The sequence below is a fragment of the Nocardia sp. NPDC049220 genome (genome assembly GCF_040647855.1).
GTDB lineage: Bacteria > Actinomycetota > Actinomycetes > Mycobacteriales > Mycobacteriaceae > Nocardia.
The window spans coordinates 1-25610 of the sequence record NZ_JBEZDA010000019.1 but is presented as its reverse complement, the minus strand read 5'-3'; the positions used below and the strand labels follow the sequence as shown (position 1 = coordinate 25610).

At 66.8% G+C, this 25610-nt stretch carries 24 protein-coding genes; 15 read left to right on the top strand and 9 right to left on the bottom strand.

From position 1 onward, the window contains the following. Positions 1–28: 28 nt before the first annotated feature. On the top strand, positions 29–934 hold the full coding sequence (locus AB0C34_RS27425; protein WP_357078908.1) for an SAM-dependent methyltransferase: 906 nt from the start codon (positions 29–31) through the stop codon (positions 932–934). Then, entirely contained in the window at positions 931–2352 is a 1422-nt protein-coding gene (gene argH, locus AB0C34_RS27420; RefSeq protein ID WP_357078905.1) for an argininosuccinate lyase, read from the top strand. The genes AB0C34_RS27425 and argH overlap by 4 nt, the downstream gene beginning before the upstream one ends. Positions 2353–2388: 36 nt before the next feature. Here the strand turns inward: argH and AB0C34_RS27415 are convergent, their stop codons facing one another. Continuing rightward, positions 2389–3660 carry a hypothetical protein gene (locus AB0C34_RS27415; protein WP_357078902.1) on the bottom strand — a complete coding sequence of 424 codons (1272 nt, stop codon included), beginning with the start codon at positions 3658–3660 and terminating at the stop codon, positions 2389–2391. A gap of 125 nt (positions 3661–3785) precedes the next feature. On the opposite strand from AB0C34_RS27415, the gene AB0C34_RS27410 reads away from it, so the two are divergent. The 4 genes from AB0C34_RS27410 to AB0C34_RS27395 all read left to right on the top strand — a co-directional run bounded on the left by AB0C34_RS27410 (position 3786) and on the right by AB0C34_RS27395 (position 7183). Beyond that, entirely contained in the window at positions 3786–4118 is a 333-nt protein-coding gene (locus tag AB0C34_RS27410; protein WP_357078900.1) for a multidrug efflux SMR transporter, read from the top strand. Positions 4119–4314: 196 nt separating this feature from the next. Continuing rightward, a complete protein-coding gene (locus AB0C34_RS27405; protein WP_357078897.1) occupies positions 4315–5121 on the top strand; it encodes an ATP-binding cassette domain-containing protein in 807 nt (268 codons plus the stop codon). Beyond that, positions 5118–6152 carry an ABC transporter permease gene (locus AB0C34_RS27400; RefSeq protein WP_357078894.1) on the top strand — a complete coding sequence of 345 codons (1035 nt, stop codon included), beginning with the start codon at positions 5118–5120 and terminating at the stop codon, positions 6150–6152. The genes AB0C34_RS27405 and AB0C34_RS27400 overlap by 4 nt, the downstream gene beginning before the upstream one ends. 41 nt (positions 6153–6193) lie before the next feature. Then, positions 6194–7183 carry an ABC transporter substrate-binding protein gene (locus AB0C34_RS27395; RefSeq protein WP_357078891.1) on the top strand — a complete coding sequence of 330 codons (990 nt, stop codon included), beginning with the start codon at positions 6194–6196 and terminating at the stop codon, positions 7181–7183. A 168-nt stretch (positions 7184–7351) separates the two neighbouring features. Here AB0C34_RS27395 and ilvA read toward each other — a convergent pair whose 3' ends face one another. Both ilvA and AB0C34_RS27385 read right to left on the bottom strand, forming a co-directional pair. After that, positions 7352–8581, bottom strand: coding sequence for a threonine ammonia-lyase (gene ilvA / locus AB0C34_RS27390; RefSeq protein ID WP_357078889.1), 1230 nt, complete (start codon positions 8579–8581; stop codon positions 7352–7354). A gap of 65 nt (positions 8582–8646) precedes the next feature. Continuing rightward, on the bottom strand, positions 8647–9816 hold the full coding sequence (locus AB0C34_RS27385) for a serine hydrolase domain-containing protein (protein ID WP_357078886.1): 1170 nt from the start codon (positions 9814–9816) through the stop codon (positions 8647–8649). Positions 9817–9853: 37 nt separating this feature from the next. Between AB0C34_RS27385 and AB0C34_RS27380 the strand changes: the two genes are divergently transcribed. After that, positions 9854–10144: a hypothetical protein gene (locus AB0C34_RS27380; protein ID WP_357078883.1), complete on the top strand. Its 291-nt coding sequence runs from the start codon at positions 9854–9856 to the stop codon at positions 10142–10144. Positions 10145–10149: 5 nt separating this feature from the next. Here AB0C34_RS27380 and AB0C34_RS27375 read toward each other — a convergent pair whose 3' ends face one another. Beyond that, entirely contained in the window at positions 10150–10503 is a 354-nt protein-coding gene (locus tag AB0C34_RS27375) for a hypothetical protein (protein WP_357078880.1), read from the bottom strand. 288 nt (positions 10504–10791) lie between these two features. On the opposite strand from AB0C34_RS27375, the gene AB0C34_RS27370 reads away from it, so the two are divergent. Then, a complete protein-coding gene (locus tag AB0C34_RS27370; RefSeq protein ID WP_357078878.1) occupies positions 10792–13740 on the top strand; it encodes an AMP-binding protein in 2949 nt (982 codons plus the stop codon). 78 nt (positions 13741–13818) lie between these two features. Here the strand turns inward: AB0C34_RS27370 and rffA are convergent, their stop codons facing one another. After that, positions 13819–14958, bottom strand: a complete 1140-nt coding sequence (rffA, locus tag AB0C34_RS27365) for a dTDP-4-amino-4,6-dideoxygalactose transaminase (RefSeq protein ID WP_357078875.1) — start codon at positions 14956–14958, stop codon at positions 13819–13821. Beyond that, on the bottom strand, positions 14955–16010 hold the full coding sequence (locus AB0C34_RS27360; RefSeq protein WP_357079086.1) for a glycosyltransferase: 1056 nt from the start codon (positions 16008–16010) through the stop codon (positions 14955–14957). Before AB0C34_RS27360 ends, rffA begins: the two co-directional genes overlap by 4 nt. Before the next feature lie 291 nt (positions 16011–16301). On the opposite strand from AB0C34_RS27360, the gene AB0C34_RS27355 reads away from it, so the two are divergent. From AB0C34_RS27355 to AB0C34_RS27340, 4 genes are all read left to right on the top strand, one after another. Then, on the top strand, positions 16302–18560 hold the full coding sequence (locus AB0C34_RS27355) for a hypothetical protein (protein ID WP_357079083.1): 2259 nt from the start codon (positions 16302–16304) through the stop codon (positions 18558–18560). Continuing rightward, positions 18557–19153: a GtrA family protein gene (locus AB0C34_RS27350; RefSeq protein WP_357078872.1), complete on the top strand. Its 597-nt coding sequence runs from the start codon at positions 18557–18559 to the stop codon at positions 19151–19153. The genes AB0C34_RS27355 and AB0C34_RS27350 overlap by 4 nt, the downstream gene beginning before the upstream one ends. Before the next feature lie 9 nt (positions 19154–19162). Beyond that, positions 19163–19396, top strand: coding sequence for a Trm112 family protein (locus AB0C34_RS27345; RefSeq protein WP_357078869.1), 234 nt, complete (start codon positions 19163–19165; stop codon positions 19394–19396). Positions 19397–19680: 284 nt separating this feature from the next. Then, entirely contained in the window at positions 19681–20199 is a 519-nt protein-coding gene (locus tag AB0C34_RS27340; protein WP_357078866.1) for a L,D-transpeptidase, read from the top strand. On the opposite strand, the gene AB0C34_RS27335 is transcribed toward AB0C34_RS27340, so the two are convergent. Genes AB0C34_RS27335 through AB0C34_RS27325 form a run of 3 tightly spaced genes read right to left on the bottom strand, consistent with a single transcriptional unit; the run spans position 20164 to position 22393 of the window. Further along, the gene (locus AB0C34_RS27335) at positions 20164–20886 is read right to left on the bottom strand and encodes a TetR family transcriptional regulator (protein WP_357078863.1); all 723 of its coding nucleotides are present in this window, start codon (positions 20884–20886) and stop codon (positions 20164–20166) included. The genes AB0C34_RS27340 and AB0C34_RS27335 overlap by 36 nt on opposite strands. After that, positions 20883–21674: an ABC transporter permease gene (locus AB0C34_RS27330; protein ID WP_357078860.1), complete on the bottom strand. Its 792-nt coding sequence runs from the start codon at positions 21672–21674 to the stop codon at positions 20883–20885. The genes AB0C34_RS27335 and AB0C34_RS27330 overlap by 4 nt, the downstream gene beginning before the upstream one ends. Further along, the gene (locus tag AB0C34_RS27325; RefSeq protein WP_357079081.1) at positions 21671–22393 is read right to left on the bottom strand and encodes an ABC transporter ATP-binding protein; all 723 of its coding nucleotides are present in this window, start codon (positions 22391–22393) and stop codon (positions 21671–21673) included. The genes AB0C34_RS27330 and AB0C34_RS27325 overlap by 4 nt, the downstream gene beginning before the upstream one ends. A gap of 446 nt (positions 22394–22839) precedes the next feature. Between AB0C34_RS27325 and AB0C34_RS27320 the strand changes: the two genes are divergently transcribed. The 3 genes from AB0C34_RS27320 to tyrS all read left to right on the top strand — a co-directional run bounded on the left by AB0C34_RS27320 (position 22840) and on the right by tyrS (position 25181). Further along, a complete protein-coding gene (locus tag AB0C34_RS27320; protein ID WP_357078857.1) occupies positions 22840–23472 on the top strand; it encodes a DNA-3-methyladenine glycosylase in 633 nt (210 codons plus the stop codon). A gap of 34 nt (positions 23473–23506) precedes the next feature. Continuing rightward, the gene (locus AB0C34_RS27315; RefSeq protein ID WP_357078855.1) at positions 23507–23689 is read left to right on the top strand and encodes a hypothetical protein; all 183 of its coding nucleotides are present in this window, start codon (positions 23507–23509) and stop codon (positions 23687–23689) included. Between the two features lie 202 nt (positions 23690–23891). Then, positions 23892–25181, top strand: a complete 1290-nt coding sequence (gene tyrS, locus AB0C34_RS27310; RefSeq protein ID WP_357078852.1) for a tyrosine--tRNA ligase — start codon at positions 23892–23894, stop codon at positions 25179–25181. Positions 25182–25610 lie beyond the last annotated feature (429 nt).

The following is a 25610-nucleotide window of genomic DNA, read 5'->3' as shown; positions in this document are numbered from 1 at the left end:
GAACAGGTCGGCCAGAAGGGAGAGCGATATGCGGACCGATGACGACAGTTGGGACATCGTGACCGGTGTCGGCGCGACCGCGCTCGGCGTGGCAGCTATGCGCGCCGCCGAGAGTAGACGCCCGGACGCCCTGTTCCACGATCCGTACGCCGAACAGTTGGTGTCGGCGGTCGGCCTGCCCGGCTGGCAGAAACTGGTCAGCGGTGACGTCAGCAGTCTCGACGCCGAGATCGCGCGAGTCTACGGTCCGCTCGGCGGCTTTCTGGTCGCCAGGACCTGCTATTTCGACGACTATTTCGACGCGGCATCCGCCGCGGAAGTGCGGCAGATCGTCATTCTGGCGGCGGGACTGGACGCGCGGGCCTACCGGCTGGACTGGCCGGACGGCGCGACGCTGTTCGAGCTGGATCAACCGAAGGTGCTCGATTTCAAGGCGTCCGCACTCGCGCGGGTCCGTCCGGCGGTGGACCGGCGCGAGGTGGCGGTAGATCTGCGACAAGACTGGCCGACCGCGTTGCGGGAGAAAGGCTTCGACCCGCAGGCTCCGACGGCATGGCTGGCCGAAGGCCTACTGCGCTACCTCCCGTCGGACGCACAGGACCGGTTGTTCGAGAATGTCGTCGCGCTGAGCGCATCGGGCAGTCGATTCGCGGCCAACCACACGGGCGACACACCCAACGCGGATCGGTTGCGCGCGGGTCGTTCTCGCATGATGGCCACGTTGGGGATCGATGTCGATCTGACCGACCTGTGGTATCCGGCCGAGGGCCGCAGCGATCCGGTCGACTGGTTCGCCGCGCAGGGCTGGACCACCGAACGCACCGGCCCGATTTCCGTCCTCGCCGACCGCGGCCGCGCGATGCCCGAGGACATCACCGACGAAATGAAGAGCCAGACACTGATGACCGCGATTCGAGGAGACAGCACACGATGACGCAGAGCGGCAGCACGAACCAGGGTGCGCTCTGGGGCGGGCGATTCGCCTCCGGACCTGCCGATGCCATGGCCGCGCTGAGCAAGTCGACCCATTTCGATTGGGTGCTCGCCCCCTACGACATCCGCGCGTCGAAGGCGCACGCACGGGTGTTGCACAAGGCGGGTCTGCTGTCCGACAGCGATCTGGCGGGGATGCTCGCGGGGTTGGAGCGGCTGTCGGCCGACGTGGAATCCGGCGCGTTCGGACCAGCCGACTCCGATGAGGATGTGCACGGCGCGCTGGAGCGTGGCCTGATCGAGCGGGTGGGTGCCGAACTCGGTGGCCGGCTGCGGGCCGGCCGCTCACGCAACGACCAGGTGGCCACCTTGTTCCGCATGTGGTTGCGCGACGGTGCGCGACGGGTCGCGACAGGCGTGCTCGCGGTGGTCGACGCGCTGGTCGCGCAGGCCGGCGCGCATCCGGACGCGGTGATGCCGGGCAAGACCCATCTCCAGGCGGCTCAGCCGGTGCTGTTGGCGCACCATCTGCTCGCACACGCTCATCCCTTGCTGCGCGACCTCGACCGGTTGCGCGACTTCGACAAGCGAGCGGCGATCTCGCCCTACGGTTCCGGCGCGCTCGCGGGCTCATCGCTCGGACTCGACCCGGAGGCGATCGCCGCGGAACTGGATTTCGACGCGGCCGCCGCCAACTCGATCGACGCCACCTCCGCGCGGGACTTCGCCGCCGAGGCCGCGTTCGTGCTGGCCATGATCGGTGTGGACCTGAGCCGGATGGCCGAAGAGGTGATCATCTGGAGCACACCGGAGTTCGGTTACCTCACGCTCGCCGACGCGTGGTCCACCGGCTCCTCGATCATGCCGCAGAAGAAGAACCCGGACGTCTCCGAGCTCACCCGAGGCAAGGCGGGCCGGTTGATCGGGAACCTCACCGGCCTGCTGGCAACCCTCAAGGCGCAGCCACTGGCCTACAACCGTGACCTCCAGGAGGACAAGGAGCCGCTGTTCGACTCGGTCGCACAGCTCGAGCTGCTGCTCCCGGCTATCGCGGGTCTGGTCTCGACGCTGACCTTCCATACCGACCGGATGGCCGAACTCGCCCCCGCCGGTTTCACGCTGGCCACCGATATCGCCGAGTGGCTTGTCCGCCAGGGCATTCCGTTCCGTGTCGCGCACGAGGCGGCGGGCGCGTGCGTGCGCGCTGCCGAATCGCGCGGCGTCGGCCTCGATGAACTCACCGACGAGGAGTTCGCCGCCATCGACCCGGTGTTGACCGGAAAGGTACGTGAGGTGCTCACCGTGCAAGGCTCGATCGCCTCCCGCAACGCCCGTGGTGGAACCGCGGGCGTGCAGGTCGCGGCGCAGCTCGCGCAGATACGCACGGCGGCGGATAAGGCCCGCGCCTGGCTGGGCTGACCAGCGGGTGGTGCGCGGACCCGGTGCGTGCGGTGTCTACCAGCGGATCGTGATGTCGGCTCCGCTGAACAGCAGATCGCTTCGTCGCGCCGCCGTGTGGCCCGCGGGCGGTAGGAGTTCGGCGTCGGGCGCCAGTTCGTATAGCTGACGAAGGAACACTTCGACGGCGAGCGTGGCCATGCTCTTGCCGGGGCAGATGTGCCTGCCGAACCCGAAGGTCAACGGCAGCTTGCCGGACCCGTGCAGGTCCAGGCAGTCCGGAAAGACCGCCGGGTCGCGGTTCGCTGCGCCGAACATGACCAGGAGCGGTCCGGCGGGAAGCGGCGTGCCGCTGCGCAGGACGACCGAGGTGTCGGCCTGGCGTTTCCACGCCACGAGTCCCGGGTCGAGTTGGAGCAGTTTCGCGGCGACTCGCCCGCAGCCGTCCGGCTCGGCGAGCAGTTTCCACCATTTCCGCTCCGGATCGGCGAGCAACCGCTGCACGCCTTGTTGGAGGGTGCCGCTCACGGTGTGCACCCCGGCGGCAAGCGAATTCGCCATGGCCGACACGGCAATTCGATGGGAGATCCCCGCGTCGCGCAACCTGCGTGCGAAGCCGGTCGCCTCGTCGCCGCGACCAGTCCTGGTCGCTCGGCTGCTCACGGTGAACAACCAGCCGAGCGCGCGGACCGCATCGGCCAGTTCGCGACCCCGCATGACCCGACCGAGCAGCCCCGATTGCGCGCCGCTCCAGACCGCCACCTGCGGCCAGTCCGCCGGAGGCAAGCCGACGGCCGCGCCGACCGTCTGCGCGGCGTACGCGATCGATACCGCGGTGACGTCGAGGTAGGCGCCCGCGTGGGGCCGGTGCAACGAATCGCGCACCGCATGGAAGTGCTCAGCCATGGCCGCGGCACGGTCCGGCCGCTCGCCAGGGGCGATGGTGAAGTGGCCCGTCGGACCGGCCATGGTGCTCCATACCCGCTTGTGCAACTCGTCGTCGGTGAGGTTGGCGGTCGCCTCGGCGGGCGGCGGAACCAGGTGCCGGACGACATGCGGGAGGGCACGCGGCGTTGCCGCGATCCGCCCGAAACCCACCAGTGGATCTAGCGAATTCGCGGTGGACAATCCGGGTGTCGTCGCATCGAGCACCTCGCGCACGTCCGCGTATTTCCAGATCATGCGCAGTCCGGATGGATGCGAATAGGTCGGCTCCGGCCACTCGTGCAGTCGCCGATACCGTTCGTCGCGTTCGGTGAACGACATTTCGTTACAGGTCATTTCGCCGAAGGGGAACTCCGCCACCGCCACGTCCAGCTTGCCGATCATCGGCCGATCGTATTGCCCGTAATAGTCGCGATGGGACCGGTCTTCTCCGCGCCGGGAAGCCGCGCGCCGGCTGTTTCAGGTCGGACCGCTCGCCCGATGCCGCTCTTGCTGGCTACGCTGCGGCGATGACCTTGCTGCTGCTCGTCTTCGCCATTGCCTCCGAGGTGACCGCGACCGTTTCGCTGAAGTATTCCGACGGGTTCAGCAAGGTAGCGCCGTCGATCGCGGTGGTGATCGGTTACGGCGCGGCGTTCTTCTTCCTGTCCCGGGTATTGATGCGCGGTATGCCGATCGGGGTGGCCTACGGAATCTGGTCGGCGGTCGGTGTCGCTGCCATCGCACTGATCGGCGTGCTGTTCCTGAACGAACGGCTGACCCTGGTGCAGGTCGGCGGCATCGGGTTGGTGATCCTCGGTGTGCTCGCGCTGGAACTCGGCGGAGTGCACAGACCTTCGTGATCAGCGTCGAATACCGTGCGAGTCGGCCTGTCATGCCTTTAGTTCGTTATTTTCTACGCACGTAAGAATGGTCGCATCGGTCGGCTCCGTTGCGTCATTTGCATTTTCCCGAATATCTTCCACTGTATGAGCGGCGAACGTAATATCGGGCGATGGATTGGACGTTCGCTCAGCAGAGACCACGCGGACGTGTCCGATGACCTCCGAAGACTCCGCGCAACGAATCGACGCGGCCCGCCAATCATCGGTCGTGTTGGAAGCGGTTGGACTGGTGAAGCGGTATGGCGGCGTGGCGGCGTTGCGGGGCGCTAATTTTCAGGTGAACGCCGGTGAAGTCGTCGCATTGATCGGCGACAACGGCGCCGGAAAATCGACCCTGGTGAAATGTCTTTCCGGGGCCGAGCAACCCGACTCCGGAACGATCGTGCTCGACGGAGTTCCGGTCGCGCTGAATTCTCCGACGACGGCACGAAAGCTCGGTGTGGAGACCGTGTATCAGGATCTCGCCGTCGCCCCCGATCTCGACCCCGCCGCAAATCTATTCCTCGGTCGGGAAGTGCTCCGCAAGGGCCTCGCGGGCAAACTGGGGATGCTGGACAAGGCCGCGATGCGAACGCAGGCGATCGACCACTTCCGGCGGCTCGGGGTAACTCTGCAAAGTGCCGACGTGCCGATCGGCGCGCTGTCGGGTGGCCAGCGCCAGAGTGTTGCTGTGGCCAGGGCGGTGCTGTGGGCGAGCAAGGTCGTCTTCCTGGACGAGCCGACCGCGGCGCTGGGCGTCGTGCAGCGCGAGCGTGTTCTCGACGTCATCCGCCGGGTCCGTGACCAAGGCGTCGCCGTGGTCTTGATCAGCCACAACATGCCGGAGGTCCGCGCTGTCGCCGATCGCATCGAGGTGCTGCGGCTCGGCAGGCGGGTAGCCAGGTTCACCGCCGCCGACGCCACATTGGAAAACCTCGTCGGTGCCATGACCGGCGCGCTGTCGCAGGAGGACACCCCATGAGCGATGTCGAGGTCGGCGCCGCCGGCGAACCGATCGAGCGCACCGTACTGCAACGGCTGCTCGGCGCGAGCACCGTGTGGATCGGCATCGTGCTGGTGGTGTTGTGCGTGGTGTTCAGCGTTGTTCGGCCCGACGCGTTCCCCACCCGATTCACCCTGCAGACGCTGCTGATCGAGACGTCGGTGCTGCTGGTGCTCTCGGTCGGAATGACCTTCGTGATCATCACCGCGGGCATCGACCTCTCGGTCGGCATGGTGCTGATCTTCGCGGGTGTGCTCGGCGCGAAGTCCATGGAGTGGCTCAGTCCGAACGCGGACGCCACGGGTGCGGGCTGGGGCGTCATCGCCGTCGGACTGCTTCTGTCGCTCGCTGGCGGCGCGAGCTGGGGCCTGGTCAACGGTCTGCTCGTGGCCAAGGCCGGGATTCCCCCGCTGATCGTCACGCTGGGTTCCTTCGGTGCGGCACTCGGCGCGGCCCAGCTGATCACCGGCGGCGTGGATACCCGCACGGTGCCCGAAAAGTTGCGTGACTCATTGGGGTTCGGTACCTCGCTGGGCGGAGTGCCGAACCTGGTGTTGGTGGCCACGGCCGTGACGGTGCTGGCCGCCTGGGTGCTGCACACGACCCGTTTCGGCCGCCACACCTATGCGATCGGCTCCAACCGGGAGGCTGCCCACCGCTCCGGCATCTCGGTGACCAGGCATCTGGTGCTGGTGTATCTGCTCACCGGGCTGTTGGCCGGATTGGCCGGGTTCATGAACCTGGCCTACTTCGGCACCACCACCATCGGCGGGCACGGCACCGACAATCTGGACGCGATCGCGGGCGTGGTGATCGGCGGGACCAGCCTTTTCGGCGGCGCCGGCTCGATCGTGGGCACGGTGATCGGCGTGTTCATTCCCTCGGTGCTGAAGAAGGGGTTCGTCATCGCGCAGGTTCCGGTGTTCTGGCAGCCGATCGCGGTGAGTGTGGTCTTGGTCGCCGCGGTCTGGTTCGACCAGGTCCGCCGGAGGGCGCGAGACCGGAAGTAGGGATTTTGCCGTACCAGCGCACAGTAAGTGGAGGTTGCCGGATGAGGGTGGCGAATCGGACCGCAGTGAAGCGGACCGTCATAGTGATCGGAGCGATGGTCGCGGTCGGCGCGCTCGTGACGAGTTGCGGTGGAAAAGTGAGTAATTCGGGCGGCACGGACAGCAAGCAGTTGGTGCTGATCCCGGGCGTGGCCGACGAGCCGTTCTACATCTCGATGCAGTGCGGCGCGCGCGACGAGGCAGCGAAACTGGGCTACCGGCTCGACACCCAGGCGCCCACGAAATTCGACGCGGGCGCGCAAACCCCGGTGCTCACCGGAGTGGTGGCCAACCGGCCGGCCGGCATCTTGATCGCTCCGACGCACGCCACGGCCATGGCCGGTCCGCTCGAGCAGGCCAAGGACGCCGGGATCAAGATCGTCGAGGTGGACACCGCGTTGCAGAACACGTCCGTCGCGCTGTCGTCGATCTCGTCGGACAACAAGAAGGGCGGTGCGCTCGCGGCCGCGACACTGGCGAAGCTGGTGGGGGAGAAGGGGTCGGTGCTGGTGATCAACACCAAAGCCGGTACCTCGACCACCGATGAGCGGGCCGAAGGTTTCCAGGACGCGATCAAGAGCTACTCGGGCATTACCGCGCTGGGTGTGCAATACAACAACAACGAGGCGGCGCAGGCGGCGTCGATCATCACCGCGACGTTGGCCGCACACCCGGACCTCGCAGGCGTGTTCGCCACCAACCTGAGTTCGGCCGAGGGCGCGGCCACCGGGCTGCGCAACGCCAACAAGCTCGGGCAGGTGAAGCTCGTCGGTTTCGACGCGAGCCCCAAACAGGTCGAAGATCTGAAAGCGGGCACTGTGCAGGCCCTTATCGCCCAGGATCCGGCCGGGATCGGCGCCACCGGCGTCGACCAGGTGGTCGCTGCGCTGGAGGGTAAACCGGTCACCAGGAATATCCAGACGGCGATGATCGCGATCACTCAGACGGACATGAACGCCAACGCGAAGTACTTCTACAAACGCACGTGTTGACCGGTTGATGAGGATGTGCCGCCCGGAAATATCGGTCGGCACGGTCCGTTCGTTCGGCGCGAGGCGAAACTATCGAGAACGGTGTCGTGACGCGCACTACGATCACCACCGCGGCCACACCGCACTCGGCGAACACCCGTCGGCCGGTCGCGTTCCCGACCGCGCGGGTCAGTACAGCTGGTCCGCCACGCGCACAGCGTATCCCGCGTTGGTCAGCGCGGTGAGCATGTCATCGCGATGGTCGGGCCCGCGGGTCTCCAGTGTCAGCGACACCTCGACCTCGTCCACAGCCAGCCAGGTGCCGGTGCGCGAGTGCGCCACGTCCACCACACTGGCCCCGGTCTTGCCGACCACCGACAGCAGGGCCACCAGCTCGCCCGGCCGGTCCGAAATGGTCACCCGCACGGCCAGATAGCGCCCAGCCGCGCTCAGGCCGTGGCCGATCAGCCTGGTCAGCAGCAGCGGATCGATATTGCCACCGGACAGGATCGCGCACACCGGACCCCGCAAGTCGAGTTCCTCCGATGCGCGACTCATCAGCGCGGCGACTGCTGCCGCCCCGGCGGGTTCGACGATCAGTTTGGCCCGTTCCGAACACAGCAGCAGCGCTGTCGACAGTGCCTCCTCGTCCACCGTCAGCACAGTGGGAACATGGTCGACGACATGGGCGAACGGTACGGCGCCCGGACGGCCGACCGCGATGCCGTCGGCCATCGTCGACATCCGTCCGATCCGCACCGGCTTGCCCGCCGCCAGCGAGTCCGGCCATGCGGCGGCCTCCGCCGCCTGCACCCCGATCACCCGCACGTCCGGCGCCAAATGGTGAAGCGCGACCGCGACTCCGGCCAGCAGACCGCCACCACCGGTCGGCACGATCACCGTGCCGACCTCCGGCAGTTGTTCCAGGATCTCCACACCTACTGTCGCCTGCCCGGCCACGATGTCGGCATGGTCGAACGGGTGGATCAGTGTCGCACCAGTCCGATCGGCGAATTCCAGTGCGGCGTCCAGCGACTCGTCGACGGTCTCGCCGACCTGGCGTACCTGCGCGCCGTACGCCTTGGTCGCCACCAGCTTCGGCAGCGAGGCGCCCACCGGCATGAACACCGTCGACGCGATGCCGAGCGAGCTGGCCGACCACGCGACCCCTTGCGCGTGGTTGCCCGCGCTCGCCGCGACGACTCCGCGCGACCGCACCTCGTCCGGCAGGTTCGCGATTCGGTTGTAGGCGCCGCGTGGCTTGAACGACCCGGTCCGCTGTAGATTCTCACATTTCAGCCACACTTCGGCGCCCGCGCGATCGGACAACACCCGCGACGCCACCATCGGCGTCCGCCGAATCACCGGCGCCAGCAACCGGGTGGCTGCCTGCACCTGCTGCACTCCGACCAGCTCCATGACGCTTATGGTGCCACCGCCGCCGCGCAATCGCGCGACGACGGTATCGGCGTGCCGGGTTGGTGTCAGGCCGCTCTGGCGAGGTTGTGCGCCAGTGCGCCGAGCCGGGCCAGGCGGGCGTCGCCGAGTGGGGTGAGTCTGCCACCGAGACGGTTGGTGACGAAGCCGAGCGACATCCCGGTCGCGGGATCGGCGAAACCGCCCGAACCGCCGAGACCGAAGTGCCCGAACGCCGACACCGGGTCCGACTTGGACGGCTTCATGGGCACGCCGTGGTAACCGAGTGCCCAGGGAATCCGGAAGGCCAGGACGTAGTCGGGGGTGAACACTTGGCGCTGGGCCATCCGCTCGATGGTGTCCGGGCGCAGTACCTGATAGCCGTCGAGTTGTCCGCCGTTGGCCAGCGCGCCGTAGACGCGGGCCAGCGCGCGGGCGGAGAAGACGCCGTTGAGGCCGGGCATCACCGAGTCGTGCAGGCGCGGATCGGAAATGAACTCGGCGAACCCCACGGGGGTGAGGTCAACGGCGGCCGCGAAGCGGGTGCGCCCCAGCAACCGGGAACCACGCTCCCAGTCCATCCCCGCGACCGTCAGGCGCGGGAAGTTGGTGGCGATGCGCCCGCGTTCGGATCTCGGTACGCGAAACCAGAGTTCTTCGGCCGCAAGCGGCTCCGCGATCTCGCTGCGCAACACGTCGGTGAACTCCGCTCCGGTCACCCGCCGCACCAACTCCGCGGCAAGATGCCCGAAGGTGACGCCGTGATAGCCGCTGGTGACCAGGTGCCGTGGGTCGGGAGCCGCGGCGGCGAGTGCCGCGGTCACCGCCGCGTCGTCGAAGAATTGCTCGATCGGCCCCGGCAGCAGCCCGCGCAGACGATGCAACCCGGCCCGATGGGTGAGCATCTCGCGCACAGTGATGCGTTCTTTGCCCGCTGCGGCGAACTCGGGCCAGTAGGTCGCGACCGGTTCGTCATAGTCGATCAACGCGCGCTCCGCCAGTCGGTGCACCAGCGTGCTCGCGACGCCCTTACCAGTGGAGAAGGCCATGGCGACGGTCTCGCGCGCCCATCGCACCTCGGGGTGGGCGAATCCGGCCCAGACATCCACCATCGGCTCGCCGTGCAGGTAGACCGCCAGTGCGCCGCCGCCGTCGGACGGCCGCCGGAACAGCCGGTCGAACTCGGTGACCAGGCGCGCGAAGCGGCGATCAACGAACTGTGCTGCCGAAACTGTCATCGAAAACTCTCTGTCGTCACGGTCCTTTCAGCATCGCATGCCCGCGAACACGTCCGATCCGGACGCGCGCAAGGTCATCATCGAAGGGTGCTGGAACGCGGTGGACGCGTGGCGGGTCGGATGTCATCGTCGTCGGATGCGCGGGCTGACGGACCTATGCCACCCCGTGGGCGCCGAGCTGGGGGTGTCGATGGTCGACGGAGTGGCGGGCCGCGACCCGTACCGTGCAGTCGCTGATCACCCTCGGCTTGCGGAAGTCGTGAGTGGGGAGTTCGGGCCGCCGCCACTCGAGCCGTGTACCGGCGTGTTGCGGTCGCTCGGTTCCTGAGCGGATCAGGCGGCGGCCGCGGCGGAGGCGAGCTTGCGCAACTCGGTGTCCGGGTCGGCGACATCGACAACCAGCCGGGTGACCTCGGCGCCCACCAGGTCGATCTGGATGGCGCGACCGTCGAAGCGGGTGTCCCAGAATTCCTTCCGGCCCTTGCCGCGAAACGTGCCTGCCGCGATGACCCCGGGGAAGAACGTGCCGGGTGCCCGCACCCACGGCGGACGCCGATCCACCCCGGCCCGGCCGATCGCACTGATGTCGGACAGATCGAAGTTCAGCTGATCACGGAGCGCGAGCAGTTGATGCGCACCGCGAACGTGCATTGTCACCGTTGTCCCGGTGACCTCGAACTCGACCATCGCGCACCTCACCTCATCGAGAACCCGTACTCCGTCCAGGATCCAGAACGGTCCTGGCGAAAGCCTGTGCCATTCATATGAGTTTTCTCAGGTTTGGAACATAATGATACGTAGATATGCGCATTTATCTATGAAATGTGACCTTGTCACTCCTGGGCGTTCGGCCCTGACTGTCGGGCATGCAACGGGCGACGGCGGACACATAATGGAGATGTGGTGTGGCAAGCTCGTCTGAGCACGTCGGTTGTGTGATGCGGGTCACGTTCTAGGGTAGGGCCAGGAGCGATCGTGAAGATCAGTGCGACGGATGTGGTGGGCTCGGTGCAGCGGTTGATGGCAACCGCGCAGAACGGCCTGGAGGTCATCCGCTTCGGCGGTCTGACCCATGGCGTCGAGGCGTCGCCGTTCGAAGTGGTGGAGCGCAGACGGATGTACCGGCTGCGCCATTACTTCCCCGACGACACGACCCCCGGCCGTCCCGTCGCCCTGCTCGTCCCTCCGCTCATGGTCAGCGCCGACATCTGGGACGTGAACGTCGACGACGGCGCCGTCGGTATCTTGTCCCGGGGTGGAATCGACTGCTGGGTAGTCGATTTCGGTTCGCCTGCGAGCGAGGAAGGCGGCTGGGAACGCGATCTCGCCGACCACGTGCTCGCGATCAGCAGCGCTATCGACACCGTCACCGCGGCGACCGGAAACGGCGTGCACCTGATGGGGTACTCACAGGGCGGCATGTTCGCCTACCAGACCACCGCCTACCGATACGGCAAGGGCGTGGACAGCATCGTGACCTTCGGCGCCCCGGTCGACATCGTCGCGGGCATGCCGTTCGGATTGCCGTATGGGATGGTGTCGGATGTCGCCACCTTCTTGGCCGACCACGTGGTCACCCGGCTGCCGATCACCGATTCCATGGTGCGGATCGGCTTCCAATTGCTCGACCCGGTGAAGACGGCCAAGTCGAGGATCGATTTCCTGCGCCAGCTGCACGACCGCGAGGCATTGCTGCCGAGGGAGCGTCAGCGCCGCTTCCTCAACAGTGACGGTTGGGTCGGTTATGCGGGTCCGGCCGCGGCGGATTTGCTCAAACAGTTCGTCGCGCACAACCGGCTGATGCTCGGCGGTTTCGTGATCCGGGACCAGCCGATCTCGCTGGCCGAGGTGAAATGCCCGATCCTGGCGTTCATCGGCGAGGTCGACGACATCGGCCAGCCCGCCGCGGTCCGCGGCGTCGTTCGGGCCGCGCCGAACGCCGAGGTCTATGAGGCGACCCTGGTCGCCGGACACTTCGGCCTGGTCGCGGGTAGTACGGCGACCAAACACACCTGGCCATTGGTGCGGCAGTGGATCGACTGGATGAGCGACCGTGCTGCGTTGCCGTCGGAGATCGTCCCGATGGCCGAGCATGTGCCGAACAACCGTCCGCGCTCGGCGGCTACCCGCATCGTGCACACCGCGGCGACTCTGGCCGAGGCCGGTGCCGGAGTGGGGAAGGCCCTGGAAGGTATCGCGGGCAATACCGTGCGCGGCTCGATCGAGCTGGCCGGCGAGGCAGCCCGGGCGCTGCCCAGGCTGACCCGTCTGGGCATGATCCAGCCGCATACCCGGATCTCGCTCGGTCTGCTGCTCGCCGAGCAGGCACGCCGCGCGCCACTGAAGGACCTGTTCTTGTTCGACGACCGGGTGCACACCAACGCGGCAGTCAACGTGCGCATCGACAATGTGGTGCGCGGCCTCATCTCGGTCGGTGTACGGCCCGCGATGCGGGTCGGTGTGGTGATGGAGACTCGGCCGAGCGGACTGGCCGCGGTGGCCGCTCTATCGCGGCTCGGCGCGGTGGCCGTGCTGCTTGCCCCCGACAGCGAGCTGGATCGAGCGATCGAACTCACCGGCGTCGATACCGTGATCGCCGATCCGGAGAGCCTGCGACAGGCCGCGACGACCGGTGCCAGGGTGCTGGTGCTCGGCGGCGGCGATGCGCGCGAACTGCCGATTGCCGTCGGCGACCGGGTGATCGACCTGGAACAGATCGATCCCGCCGGGGTGGCGCTGCCCGCCTGGTTCCGACCGGACCCCGGCCTCGCTCGCGAGTTGGCCTTCGTGCTGGTCACCGGCGCCGGCAACCGGCTGGAGGCGAAGTACATCACCAACCACCGCTGGGCTCTGTCGGCGTTCGGCACGGCGACCACCGCCGACCTCGACCAACATGACACGGTGTACTGTCTTGCGCCGCTGCATCATTCGTCCGGATTGCTGGTCAGCCTCGGTGGCGCGATCGCGGGCGGGAGCCGGATCGCACTGGCCCGTTCGCTCGACCCAGCGCATTTCACCGAGGAGGTGCACCGCTACGGCGTCACCGTGGTGACCTACACCTGGACCATGCTGCGCGACATCCTGGACGCCAGGGTCTTCCCGGCCGGGCATCGCCACCCGATTCGTCTGTTCATCGGATCCGGTATGCCGGCGGGTCTGTGGCGACGCACCGTCGAGCAGTTCGATCCCGCCGGAGTACTGGAGTTCTACGCCTCGATCGAGGGCGATGTGGTGCTGGCCAACGTGACCGGGGTGAAGCGTGGTTGCAAGGGCAGGCCGGTCCCCGGCACCGCGAAAGTGGAGCTGGTCGCCTACGACCCCATGACCGAGCGGATCCTGCTCGATCGGACCGGCTTCGCCCGTCGCTGCGCGGACAACGAGGTCGGTCTGCTGCTCGGAAAAGCCTCCGACGGCGTCGATCTCTCCGCTGGCGGCCTACGCGGAGTGTTCGCCCCCGGCGACGCCTGGATGCCGACGGAGAATCTGTTCCGTCGCGACAGTGACGGTGACTTCTGGCTGATCGACCGGACGGACACCGTCATCCGCACCCCTCGCGGACCGGTTTTCGGTCAGCCGATCGTCGACGTGCTCAATGACATCTCCGCGGTCGACATGGAGGTCGTCTATGGCCTCGACGTCGGTGACCATTGCCTCGCGGTGTCCGCGGTCTGCGTGCGCGAGGGCTTCCAGCTCGACCCGAAGGACCTCACCGAAGCGCTGCACGCATTGGAACCCGACCAGCGTCCGGACCTGATCTACACGGTGCGGGAAATCCCGCGCAGTACGTCCTACCGGCCCTCCGCCCGAGCGGTGCAGGCAGCCGGTCGTCCGCAGCCGGGTCCGGACACCTGGTGGTACAACCGAGCGTCGGAGGCATACGAGGTCCTCACCGAGGACCAAGCGCACATGCTGCTCGGCGACTGATGGCGGCGGTCGGCCCCGGCGTCGAGAGCCCCGGCCGAACCCCCGGAGGAGGCGCATCGCGTCAGCACGACGCCTTATTCACCACGAGTATGCGGTTACGGCGTCGATCACCCGATCGAGCTGCTCGGCCGTCAGCATGGGGTAAAGCGGCAGACGCACGATCGTCGCGGAGAACTCGGCGCTGCGTGTGCAGGGAACCGGTGTGCGCCCATACTTCAATCCCGCTGGGCTGGAATCCAGGGGAATGTAGTGGAATGGCGCGACGATCCCCTGCGCGGCCAAGTGCCTGATCATGCCGTCGCGGCTCTCCTCGGTTGGCATCCGCAGGTAGAACAGGTGCGCGGTGTGCTCGCGATCCGGCGGTACCTGCATGAGCCGGACGTCGTTGCGCCCGGCCCAGTCGGGGAGTGCGGCGGCGTAGGTGTCCCACGCACGGTGCCGCTGCCGGTGGATCGTGTCGAACTCGTCGAGTTGGGCATCGAGCACCGCGGCGTTGAGTTCGCTCGGCAGATAGCTGGAGCCGATGTCCTGCCAGGAGTACTTGTCCACCTGTCCGCGCAGGAACCGGGCACGATCGGTGCCCTTCTCCCGCATGATCTCCGCGCGCCCCATCAGGATGTCGTCGGCCAGCAGCAGTGCGCCGCCCTCGCCGCAGTGCACATTCTTGGTGTCGTGAAAACTCTGCGTGCCCATGGTGCCGATGGTGCCGAGCGCGCGCCCGCGCCAGGTGCCGCCGAGGCCGTGCGCGTTGTCCTCGATGAGGGCGAGTCCGTACCGATCGGCCAACGCGAGCAGCGCCGCCATGTCGGCGGCGACGCCACCATAGTGCATGACGAGCACCGCTTTGGTGCGCTCGGTGATCGCATCGGCGACCGACGCGGGATCGATATTGCCGGTCTCCTCGTCGATATCGACGAACACGCAGGTCGCGCCGCGCAGGGCGATCGATGTCGCGGCTGAGGTGAACGCGAAGCTCGGCACGATGACCTCGTCGGCCGGGCCCAGTTCGAGCAGCAGTCCACCCAGCTCGAGGGCATGGGTGCAGGAGGTGGTCAGCAATGCGTGCGGCGCGCCGGTGATCTCCTTCAGCCGCGCCGTCACCGATCTGGTGAACTGCCCGTCACCATGACTGTGGTCGGAACTCAGCACCACCTCGAGGTTCGCCAGCTCGCGTCCGGCGCGGTACGGCCGACTGAAGATGATGCGGTCTGTCGTCATTCCCCCTGGCCCTTCTCGGTCGCGACTGCCGCTACGACGGCAGCGTGGTGTTCGGTTACACGATGTTCGGAGCTGCTCGTCCGCGCGATGTTGTCCGGGCGTGGAGTCGGTGAGTCGACGGTGAGATAGAGCGGCTTGCCGACCAGGATATGCAGGGCAACACCGAGATACTCGGCGATCAGGCCGAGTGAGAACAGGATCGCGCCCGAGCACAGCAGCAGCACGACGATCATCGAGGCCCAGCCCTCGGGATCATTGTTGGCGCCGAACAGTGCCTGGCAGATGATGACCGCTGCCATGACACCGCCGGCCAGCGCCAGCGTCACGCCGAGCAGGCTGACCAAGCGTAGGCCACGAGTTCCGCTGCACAGCACCATCTTCCAGAACAGCGAGAACAGCCGGCGGTAGTTGTAACCGGACTCCTCGCGTCCTTCGGCGCGCAGCACCACCGGTGCCGAGATGGCGTTGCCGACCACCCAGGTCAGGGCGACGTCGAGGTAGACGCCGTTGGCGGCGACCTCCGCCAGCTGGCGGCCGATGTCACCGCGGATCAGCCGGAAGCTTTCGAATCTGGTCGAGTCCGGGAAGGCGAACACCGTGGCGAGCACGATCTTCGATCCGCGCGAGGTGAGATTGCGCAGAAAGCCGTGCGGCCGGGTGTTCGTCGGCTTCGAGTAGACCAGATCGGCCCGTTCGGCCAGCGCGGCGTCCAGGAAGTCCGCGATGAAGACAGGATCGTGCTGTCCGTCTTCGTCCATCGTGACGATCCACTGGCCCTGCGCGACCGCCATGCCGGCGATGGTCGCCGCGTCTTGGCCGAAGTTGCGGCTCAGCCAGACCGCGCGGACCTGGCGAAAATCGTGCGCCAGACGCTGCACCACGACATCGGAGCGATCCGGTCCATTGTCATGAACCAGGATGATCTCGTCGACGATGAACGGGATGCCACCGCTGGTGCGACTCGGCCGACTATATCGGTCCAGCTCCTGCACCAGTGCGGTGATCGTCTGTTCGCCGCGGTAGACGGGGACTACGACGGAGACCGAATGCACTCGCTCGGAACCGTTGCGATTCGACCCGGCATGCGACAGGACACTCGACGCCACCAGGTTGGACCGGGGAGTATGTGCGGAAGGAATCGGCATTTGCGTGATCGACTTTCGACGACGGGGCGTGCCAGGAACTCGTCGCTGGTGGCTGAGCCCGAGCCGCCGTGAACTCTAACACGCGATCCGGCGGGGTTCGTGCGGCGGCCGTGCGGTCGCCGGGCCTACGGCGACATCGACTTTGCGGCATCGGACAATGCCAGCGCAGCGGCTTGCCTGTAGGGTCTGTGACTCGTGGTGGAAAGTAGCACACTTGCTTCGCGAGACGTCTACAAGTGGGGGATCATTACCGCGCTCGGAGTAGTCGCGGGATATGTTGCCGTTCTGCTCGCCAACGTCCGGCATTTCTACACCGACGACACCGAGTCGCAGTACACCCCGCTGTGGGTGATGCTCGGTAGACATCTGCGCGAAGGGCAGTTACCGGCGCTGGTTCCCGAGCACTGGATGGCCGGTAACTACACCATCGAAGAGGCGGGTCTGCTCAATCCGCCGCAGCTGCTGATCGATCTGATTGCGCCTTCGGTCGACAACCTTGTGCTGTACGTCACCGTGGTCAAACTGATCTTCGCCATCATCCTGGGGCTCGGCGTGTACCGGATCTGTCTGGTCTACGGTGCGAAGGCGTCCTGGGCGGCGGTGGCCGGCAGTGCCATCCCGTTCACCGGATGGCTGCTGTTCTTCGACGAAGCCAGCTGGATGACCGCGTTCACCGGTACCGCGTGGATGGTCCACGCCTGGGCGTCCGGCGTGCGATACGCGCGCGGGCGCAGCGGTCCCATTCCGGCCTTCGTGTTCTTGTACCTGGCGATTTCGGTGCAGTACATCTTCCCTGCGGTCGAGTCCGGTCTGATGATCGGTGCCGTCGCGCTCGGCGAACTCGTCTATCAGAAGGCGTGGCGTCCCTCGCTGCGCCTGCTCACGATGGCGGCCTTCGCCGCACTGGCGGGGTTGGCGACCTACCTGCCGAGCATGTTGTCAGCGAAGGTGACGTGGCGGGGTACCGCGCAGATCAACAACGATCAGTTCCTCACCGTGCCGTGGTCGGAGTCGCTGAACGCGAGCCTGCCCAGCACATTGCCCGCGTTCAGTTCCTGGTGGGGCTATGTGCAGCCGATGCCGGTGGTCTACATCGCCTGGTTCCTTGTTCCGGCGCTGGCCTTCGTCGACTGGCGCAAGGCGCGCGATTCGGCGCGGGAACTCAGCGCGCCCGCACTGTTCGCGGTGATGGCCCTGATGTGGACCGCGGGGCCGGGCACCATCGGCCCCCTGCGCTGGCCGGCCAGGGTGCTTCCGATGGTGGCGCTCGGACTATTGGTGCTGGTGTGCGTCTTACTCGGGCGTTTCGCGACCTTCGACGGATGGCGGCGGCGCGGAGCCGCCGCCGCAGTGCTCATCGGCCTGCTCTGGGTGCGATCGTTCTCGGCGGCGCCGCACGAGGTGGTGTGGCACGTCGTCGCGGCGCTCGGTGTCGCGGCGCTCGGGGCCGCCGTGGTGTGGCTCGGGCGCAACCGCGGCATGGCCGCGGCGTGCGCACTGGTGATCGCTTCGGCATTCCCGATCGTGTACCTCCAGGTGCGCGCGGCCCAGCCGACGCCGATGAGCTGGAATCTGCCGGAGAACCGGTCGGAGATGAAGGCCGCGTTCCCTGATCTTGCCGGTACCACGTTGCAGCTCGGTGACCGTGCGCTGATCCCGCCGGGCGAGCGCACTCTGCAAGGTGCGTACGGGTCGCTGGTGTTCGGGAATTACGCCAAGGATCTCGAACTCACCTACGTCAGCGGATACACCCCGAACGGGCATTTCTGGTTCGGCGACATGCTGTGCATGCGCTGGGACACCAGTGTTTGCCCTGACGCCTACCGGCGGGCGTTCGCGACCGAGCCGGCCACCGGAAAAACCATCGTCGACCTGATGAAAGTCGATCGGGTTGTGCTACAGCGCGCGCTGTATCCGGACGCGCGTAACCAGCCCGCACCGCCCGGCTGGAAATGGGTCGATTACCCGGGCCACGAAAAGTACATCGCGGTGCTGGAACGCGAAGGCGGCCTGATCTCGACGCGGAACGGGCGGGTGGCCGCGATGCAGGGCGGGACCGCCACCTCGATCGCCGAGTCGGATCTGACCAGCCGGGTGCGGGTGAGTTCGGATGACGGCGGACGGGTGGTGTTCGCGCGGCTGGGCTGGCCCGGCTACCGCGTGACCCTCGACGGTCGCGACATTCCCTTCGATGTGGTCGCGAAGACCTTTGTCGCGGTGGATATTCCGGCGGGCACGAAGTCCGGTGACCTGGTGTTGACCTGGCGGCCGCCCGGCTGGAAGATCGGCGGCGCCGCCATAGTGTTCGGGCTGCTCGGCGTCGGGTTGCTGGAGTGGGCATACCTGCGCGGCAGGCGACGTGCGGAGGAGCTCGCCGAGCCGATCGACGAGCCGACGCCACCGGACGCCGCTGCCCCCGAGTCGGCCGAGTCCGGTCTGGCAGACGCCGTCCGATGAGCGCGGCGGACGCGGTCGGCGCGCGCACAGCGGGCCCGCGACGCCCGGAAACCACGGCACCCACCGAGGTACCCGTGGCCGAGACGCCGACTCCGGCAGTGAGCGGGCCCGGCCGCGTCGATGTACCCGCGCCGGTTACCGCGGATCCGGGGCCGTTGCTGCGGTTGGTGCGACGGCAGGAGATCGCTTTCGCCATCGTGGGTGTGGTGAATACCGGCCTCGGCATGGTGTTGACGGTGATGTGGCTCGCGGTTTTCGGCGATCGGGTACCCGCCGCGGTCGCGCCTGCCGCGGCGTATGCCCTCAGCGTGTTCGTCGCGTTCGTCCTGCACCGCACTCTGGTGTTCCGGGTGCACGGACGTCTGCTGCGCGATTTCGTCGCATTCGTCGCGGTGAATTCCGGCGGGTTGCTGATGAACATGGTGTTGCTCCAGCTCGCCGTGTCAGTCCTGCACGCGCCGAGTATTCCGTCGGCGGTCGTGGTGATGACGCTGGTCGCGGCCGCCAGTTTTTTCGCGCACCGGCACATCTCGTTTCGTCGCACTCCAGCGGCCGACGCCGACGGTTCCCGGCCGGACCCGGACGACAGGTAGGTTCACGTTATGCCTGAGCACACCACCTTGGATACGACACTGCTGAGCCTGCTGGCCTGCCCGCAGGACAAGGGCCCGCTGCAGCTGGTCCATGCCGCCGACGGCAGCACGCTGCTCTACAACCCGCGCCTGCGCCGGGCGTATCCGGTCGAGGGCGGCATCCCGGTGCTACTCATCGATGAAGCGCGCGATGTCACCGACGCAGAACACGATGCGTTCACCGGAGCGCAGTCCGACATCTGATCCCTGCGCGAGACCAGACCTGGCCGGTCGTGGCCCGCTGCTTTCTTCCTGTCCGCGCACTCTTGTCCTGCCGTGACGCACCGGCGACGCGGCGGCGACGCGGCGGTCGCCGAGACCGCTCGGCAACGGATCCGTCACGTTCGGGTACGAACGTTGACCGTGTGAAGCAGAGTCCGCCATGATCATTTACACCTCAGAAAGCTCCGCCCGCTCCGGCGAAGGAGCGGTCCGACCAACCTGGTGAACGACACAGGTGGCGTAAGGGTAGAGAGGTCAGGAACGTAATGAGCAGACCGCGTTTACGTAACTGGACAGCCCGATGGGCGATTCTTCTCGGTGTAATGGCGGCGGGGTTGGCGATGGCGGTGCCCGCGCAGGCCGAACCGTTGTGGCCGGGCGGCCCCGACATTCCTGGTATGCCGGCACTGATTCCACCCCCGGCGCCTCCACCGCCCACGGCGCCGTGTTCCACGGCTGCGCGCGCCTGTCTGCGCCTGTCGACCGACGACGCTTGGTTGATGGACGAGGGAAGGGTGGTCTACGGCCCGACTCCGATTTCACACGGCATGCCGGGATATGAGACGCCGCCCGGGGTGTTCCGCGTGTCGTTCAAGAAGGAGTTCCACTGGAGCACGATGCACAACGCTCCGATGCCGTATGCGGTTTTCTTCAACGGCGACATCGCCTTTCATGTCGGACCGATCGAGCAGAAGTCGCACGGTTGTGTTCGGATGCTGCATGAGGCCGCCAAGGAGTTCTACGAGTATCTATGGCCCGGTGACATCGTCGAAGTCGTGAAGTGACCTGGCGGCCGCGTCGCCGCGAATGCGCTGACCGCCGAGCGGATCGGGGTTCTGGATCGGCCCGATGTCGCCAGTGAGGTAGCGCTGGAGCGTCGGGCCGACCGCTGCGACCAGTTCGGCCGCGGGCATGGAGGCCAGCGGTTCGACGCCGACGATCTTGCGGGCCACCAGGACACCGATCATCTGCGACGCGACCAGTGCGACCCTGGTGCGGCCATCATCGTCCGGGGTGGCGATACGTTGCCGGACGCGCTCCAAGACGACTTCCAACAGGAACTTCTTCGCCAGGGCCGGGTTGTCGCTGCCGGTCAGGATGCTGCGCACCACCGCGACGACACCGGGTCCCGCGGGCGAGTCCCACACGGCGGACACCGCGCTAATGATGTTCTCGCCCACATGGTCTAGTGGCGCGGATTCGATGATCCGCAATGTGGCCTCCGGGTCCACCGGCAGTTCCACCACCGCGGCGAAAAGCTGTTGTTTGGTGCCGAAGTAGTGGTGCACCAAGGCTGGGTCGACACCCGCGTCGGTAGCGATCGCGCGCACCGAGGTCTTGTCCAGGCCGACATCCGCGAAGCGCGTGCGGGCGGCCGCGAGGATGGCCTCGCGGGCGCCCGACTGTCCGGGTCTGCGGCCGGATCGGCTGGGACGGTCGGTGTCGTCGGATCCGTCGTCCGCGGCCGTCACGCGGTCCGCCGTCGTAGCGTCGCAGCGCCCAGGCATAGCGCGACGATCGTGAATCCGAGGACGATCGCCAGGTCGCCCCACATCTCGCCGGTCACCTCCGGATGTGTCGAAACCCGTTGCAGCGCATCGACCGCGTAACTCAACGGCATCACGTTGCTGATCGCCTCCAACCAACCGGGCAGTTGGCCGCGTGGAACGAGCAAGCCACACAGGAAGATTTGTGGCGCCACCACAACCGGCATGAACTGCACGGCCTGAAATTCCGTACGTGCGAACGCGCTTGCCAGCAGGCCGAGGGCGACCCCGCATACCGCATCGATCACCGCGATCAGCACCACCCAGCCGGGATTGCCCGCCGAGTCGAGCCCGAGCAGGCCGAAGGAGACCAGACAGGCGACCACCGCCTGCGCGGCCGCGGCCAGCGAGAAGGCGGTGCCGTATCCGGCGAGCAGATCGAGCTTCGACAGCGGCGTGGTCAGCAGCCGCTCGAGCGTGCCCGAGGCGCGTTCGCGCTGCATGGCGATGGCGGTGATCAGGAACATCACGATGAACGGCAGAATTCCGAGCATGCTGATGCCGACCCGGTCGAACAGCGAGACCGGGTTCAGCGGACTGGTCGGGGTGTCCTGGTAGATGAAGTACAGCAGTGCCATCAGCAGCGCCGGGACCACCAGGATCATCCCGACCGTCCGATGGTCGTTGCGCAGCTGGCGAAGGATTCGGCCGGTGGTCGCGGCGTAGGGGCGCAGCGTCGGTGTCCGTCGCGTCAGGGGGAGAGTGGCGGTCATGCGTTCTGTCCCATCGTGATCAGTGTGAGGAAGGCGGTCTCCAGGTTCTGCTCTCCGGTTTCGGCCCGCAGCTCGTCGGGGCTGAGCTGGGCAAGCAGGCGCCCTTCGCGCATCAGTAGGAGGCGGTCGCAGTGGTCGGCCTCGTCCATGACATGACTGGACACCAGCAATGTCGTTCCGCTCGAAGCCAATTCGCGGAACTGTTTCCAGAGGTCGACGCGCAGAACGGGATCCAGACCGACCGTCGGTTCGTCCAGGATCAGCAGCTCCGGTTGGGCGACCAAAGCGCAGGCGAGCGAGGCACGGGTCTGCTGGCCGCCGGAGAGTTCGTCACCGCGCTGTCGGGCGTGCGGGCCGAGTCCGACCGCCGCGACCGCGTCGTCGACGGCATCGCGATCGCGGCCGTAGAGCGCGGCGAAATACGCGACGTTTTCGCGGACGCTGATATCGGAGTAGATGCTCGGCGCCTGGGTGACATAACCGATCCGATGGCGCAACGCGGCCGAGCCGGCGGGGAGGCCGAGCGCGGACACGTCCCCTGATTCGACGATCTGGGTACCGACGATGCTGCGCATCAGCGTGGTTTTACCGCAGCCGGACGGGCCGAGCAGCCCGGTGATGGAGCCGCGCGGGATGGTCAGGGAGACATCGTGCAGGACTTTGCGGCCGCCGCGGACGACCCGCAGGTTCCTGACGTCGACGACGGGAGGTGACAGCAGTTGCGACACGGTCGGCTCAATTCATCGAGTGTTGAATTCACTGTGTGATGAATTTAGCGCGGTCCCGACAGACGGGCAAGACACGATCGCGTGTCGCCCACGGAAGATCGGTGTCGCCCTCGTGCCGCGACAATGTCCCTGCCCTCGCCCAGGTCCGCGGCCACGAACCGGCCCAGCTTCTCTGGTCTTCGTGCCAGAGCAGAGAACTGCCAGAGCAGAGAACTCGGACAAGCACCACCGATGACCCGAATGAACCGAGGATGACGACACCCCGCGGTCAGCTGTGCTGCCGGATCCGACGGCATGGCACGACGGTCGAGATCGACACAGTGCGGACCCCCTCCGGGAGGTATCCGATTCTTTGCCTGGTCGTTGGCCGATACCGTCGCAAGGCCGACGGGGGCTCCGGGTGGCCTGCGAATATTTCGTCGTGGCCGTCGAGCACAATGGCGGTTGTGTCTGCCGAGGAACTTGCCGTCGAACCGCCCGCCGCCGCGCGGCGTCTGCTCGGGGCAACGCTGTGGTCGGGATCGGTCGGGGTACGCGTCGTCGAGGTCGAGGCATATGGGGGAGACCCGTCGGGGCCGTGGCCGGACCCGGCCTCGCACTCGGGACGCGGGCGAACCAAGCGCAACGGAGTGATGTTCGGACCGGCCGGGGTGTTGTACGTGTATCTCAGCTACGGCATGCATACCTGCGTGAACGTGACGACCGGACCGGATGGGACGGCCAGTGCCGTACTGATCCGCTCCGGCGAAGTGATCGCCGGGCGGGAGACGGTGCGGCCGCGGCGTCCAGGCGCGCGTTCCGAACTCGACTTCGCGCGCGGCCCTGGCAACCTCGGCGGTGCGCTGGGAATCGCACTGAGCGATTATGGAACCCCGCTGTTCGATCCATCCTCCGCCATTCGAATGGAGTTGCATCGGCCGGTCGAGGCTGCCGAGATCGCCAGCGGTCCCCGGGTGGGCGTGAGCAGCGCGGCGGATGTGCCGTGGCGGTTCTGGTTGTCCGGTTCACGGGCCGTTTCGGTCTATCGGCGCAGTCCCCGCGCCGCGCTGACCGCCGCGGAAACAGTGTGACCACCGCTCGAACAATTTCGGTGCGCTGCCCCGGGTGAGCGGGCTTGCCGCGACCGGCCTTCCGACCGTCGCGGTGCTGGCCGCAGGCACGCAGACGTTTGTCTTGGCGCTCCGGGCCTTGCGCCGCTCTTCCCTGGTACTGACGATATCTTTCGTCGGGATGGCATACCGGCGGCGCTACACCACCGTCTCGATGTCGCAGCTGCCGTCTCGCTGAGCGCTTCGATCAACACCACGATCGGTGACTTCGGTTCGCCGATCGTCGTGACGCTCTGCGGAGGCGCGACGTCTTCGGTGTTCTCCGGTGGTACATCGGCCGGGTTGCTCGAGACCCGCCGAAACTCTGGACATGTCCACGCCACGCAAGGACACCGAGGCGCGGACAGGGCCGCGGACTTCGTGCGGAAAGATAGGACAGCGTGACCGGCGACATCATCGACGAACTGACCTGGCGCGGACTGATCGCGCAGTCCACCGACCTGGATGCGCTGCGCGCGGCGGCGACCGCCGGGCAGCTGACCCTCTATGCCGGCTTCGATCCCACCGCCGCCAGTCTGCACGCGGGTCATCTGATTCCACTGCTCGCGTTGAAGCGTTTTCAGCGCGCGGGTCATCGCCCGATCGTGCTGGCCGGTGGCGCCACCGGACTCATCGGTGACCCCCGCGACGTCGGCGAGCGGACGATGAACTCGACCGATACGGTGGCCGACTGGGCCGAGCGGATCCGCTCCCAGCTGGCGCGCTTCGTCGACTTGGACGATTCGCCGACCGGCGCCGTCATCGTCGACAACATGGACTGGACCGGGCCGCTGTCGGTCGTCGACTTCCTGCGCGACATCGGCAAGCATTTCTCGGTGAACGTCATGCTCGCCCGGGACACCATCAGACGGCGGCTCGACGGCGAGGGCATCTCCTACACCGAATTCAGTTACATGCTTCTGCAGGCCAACGACTACCTGCAGTTGCGTCGCAGTTACGGCTGCACGCTGCAGGTAGGCGGATCCGACCAGTGGGGCAACATCATCGCGGGTGTCGAACTGAACCGCCGCGTCGACGGCGAGTCCGTGCATGCGTTGACCGTGCCGCTGGTCACTTCCGCCGATGGCAAGAAATTCGGGAAGTCCACCGGCGGCGGCAGTCTGTGGCTGGACCCCGATATGACCAGCCCCTACGCCTGGTACCAGTACTTCGTGAATACCGCCGACGCCGATGTGGTGCGGTACCTGCGCTGGTTCACCTTCTTGTCCCGCCAGGAGCTCGACGAGTTGGAGCGCGCGACCGTCGAGCGGCCGCATGCCAGAGAGGCGCAGCGCAGGCTCGCGGCCGAGATGACCACACTGGTGCACGGCGAGGCGAACACACTCGCGGTGCAGCTGGCCAGCCAGGCGCTGTTCGGGCGCGGGGAGTTGCGTGACCTCGATGAGCTGACGCTGGGTGCCGCGTTGCGTGAAGCCGCGGTCGACGGCGAGGTCGCGCAGGTCAAGGCGGGCGAGCCGAACACCATCGTGGATTTACTGGTCGCGACCGGTCTCTGCGAAAGCCGGGGCGCCGCCCGGCGTGCGGTGCAGGAAGGCGGGGCATCGGCGAACAACGTCAAGGTCTCCGACATCGAATGGACCCCGGCTGACGCCGACTACCTGCACGGCCGGTGGCTGGTACTACGGCGCGGCAAGAAGAACCTGGCGGGGGTTCTGCGGGCGGACGCATGAAGATCGCAGTGGCTTGAGTCACATCCGTGTGATTCAAGCCCGCTTCTCCCCGGTCTGCGAGCCTGTGACCTGCTGAAACGCCTACTCGTTCACGCGATTTGACGTAGCGTTTTCCGCCGCGTAACTTTATCCAAGTCAGAGCGACACGGACACCGACCCGGAGCCGAGAAGCCCAGCGGAAAAGCTGAGCGGAAGGACTGGGAAACGAGGTAGGACGAGGAGCGCCTGATAACACCGCAAGATCACGATCTTGGACGAGGCTTGACTTCGATCTAGGCTCCGATTAGGCTGGAAAAGTTGCCTCATTGAAGGTCCGGTTGTTTCCGGATTGGATGTGTGTGCGTGTGTTCTTTGAGAACTCAATAGTGTGTCGATGAATGTCAGTGCCAAATTTTTTTTGGTTCGGCCTTTCGCTCCCCGTGTGGAGGG

Bases quoted from the DNA above. Each gene is read 5' to 3' on its own strand.
- AB0C34_RS27320 (WP_357078857.1), top strand. From the start codon at position 22,840: ATGGCGGTTGTGTCTGCCGAGGAACTTGCCGTCGAACCGCCCGCCGCC.
- AB0C34_RS27395 (WP_357078891.1), top strand. From the start codon at position 6,194: ATGAGGGTGGCGAATCGGACCGCAGTGAAGCGGACCGTCATAGTGATC.
- AB0C34_RS27330 (WP_357078860.1), bottom strand. From the start codon at position 21,674: ATGACCGCCACTCTCCCCCTGACGCGACGGACACCGACGCTGCGCCCC.
- AB0C34_RS27345 (WP_357078869.1), top strand. From the start codon at position 19,163: ATGCCTGAGCACACCACCTTGGATACGACACTGCTGAGCCTGCTGGCC.
- AB0C34_RS27350 (WP_357078872.1), top strand. From the start codon at position 18,557: ATGAGCGCGGCGGACGCGGTCGGCGCGCGCACAGCGGGCCCGCGACGC.
- AB0C34_RS27415 (WP_357078902.1), bottom strand. From the start codon at position 3,660: ATGATCGGCAAGCTGGACGTGGCGGTGGCGGAGTTCCCCTTCGGCGAA.
- AB0C34_RS27410 (WP_357078900.1), top strand. From the start codon at position 3,786: ATGACCTTGCTGCTGCTCGTCTTCGCCATTGCCTCCGAGGTGACCGCG.
- ilvA (WP_357078889.1), bottom strand. From the start codon at position 8,581: ATGGAGCTGGTCGGAGTGCAGCAGGTGCAGGCAGCCACCCGGTTGCTG.
- AB0C34_RS27385 (WP_357078886.1), bottom strand. From the start codon at position 9,816: ATGACAGTTTCGGCAGCACAGTTCGTTGATCGCCGCTTCGCGCGCCTG.
- AB0C34_RS27340 (WP_357078866.1), top strand. From the start codon at position 19,681: ATGAGCAGACCGCGTTTACGTAACTGGACAGCCCGATGGGCGATTCTT.
- AB0C34_RS27380 (WP_357078883.1), top strand. From the start codon at position 9,854: ATGCCCGCGAACACGTCCGATCCGGACGCGCGCAAGGTCATCATCGAA.
- AB0C34_RS27400 (WP_357078894.1), top strand. From the start codon at position 5,118: ATGAGCGATGTCGAGGTCGGCGCCGCCGGCGAACCGATCGAGCGCACC.
- argH (WP_357078905.1), top strand. From the start codon at position 931: ATGACGCAGAGCGGCAGCACGAACCAGGGTGCGCTCTGGGGCGGGCGA.
- AB0C34_RS27375 (WP_357078880.1), bottom strand. From the start codon at position 10,503: ATGGTCGAGTTCGAGGTCACCGGGACAACGGTGACAATGCACGTTCGC.
- AB0C34_RS27405 (WP_357078897.1), top strand. From the start codon at position 4,315: ATGACCTCCGAAGACTCCGCGCAACGAATCGACGCGGCCCGCCAATCA.
- AB0C34_RS27425 (WP_357078908.1), top strand. From the start codon at position 29: ATGCGGACCGATGACGACAGTTGGGACATCGTGACCGGTGTCGGCGCG.
- rffA (WP_357078875.1), bottom strand. From the start codon at position 14,958: ATGACGACAGACCGCATCATCTTCAGTCGGCCGTACCGCGCCGGACGC.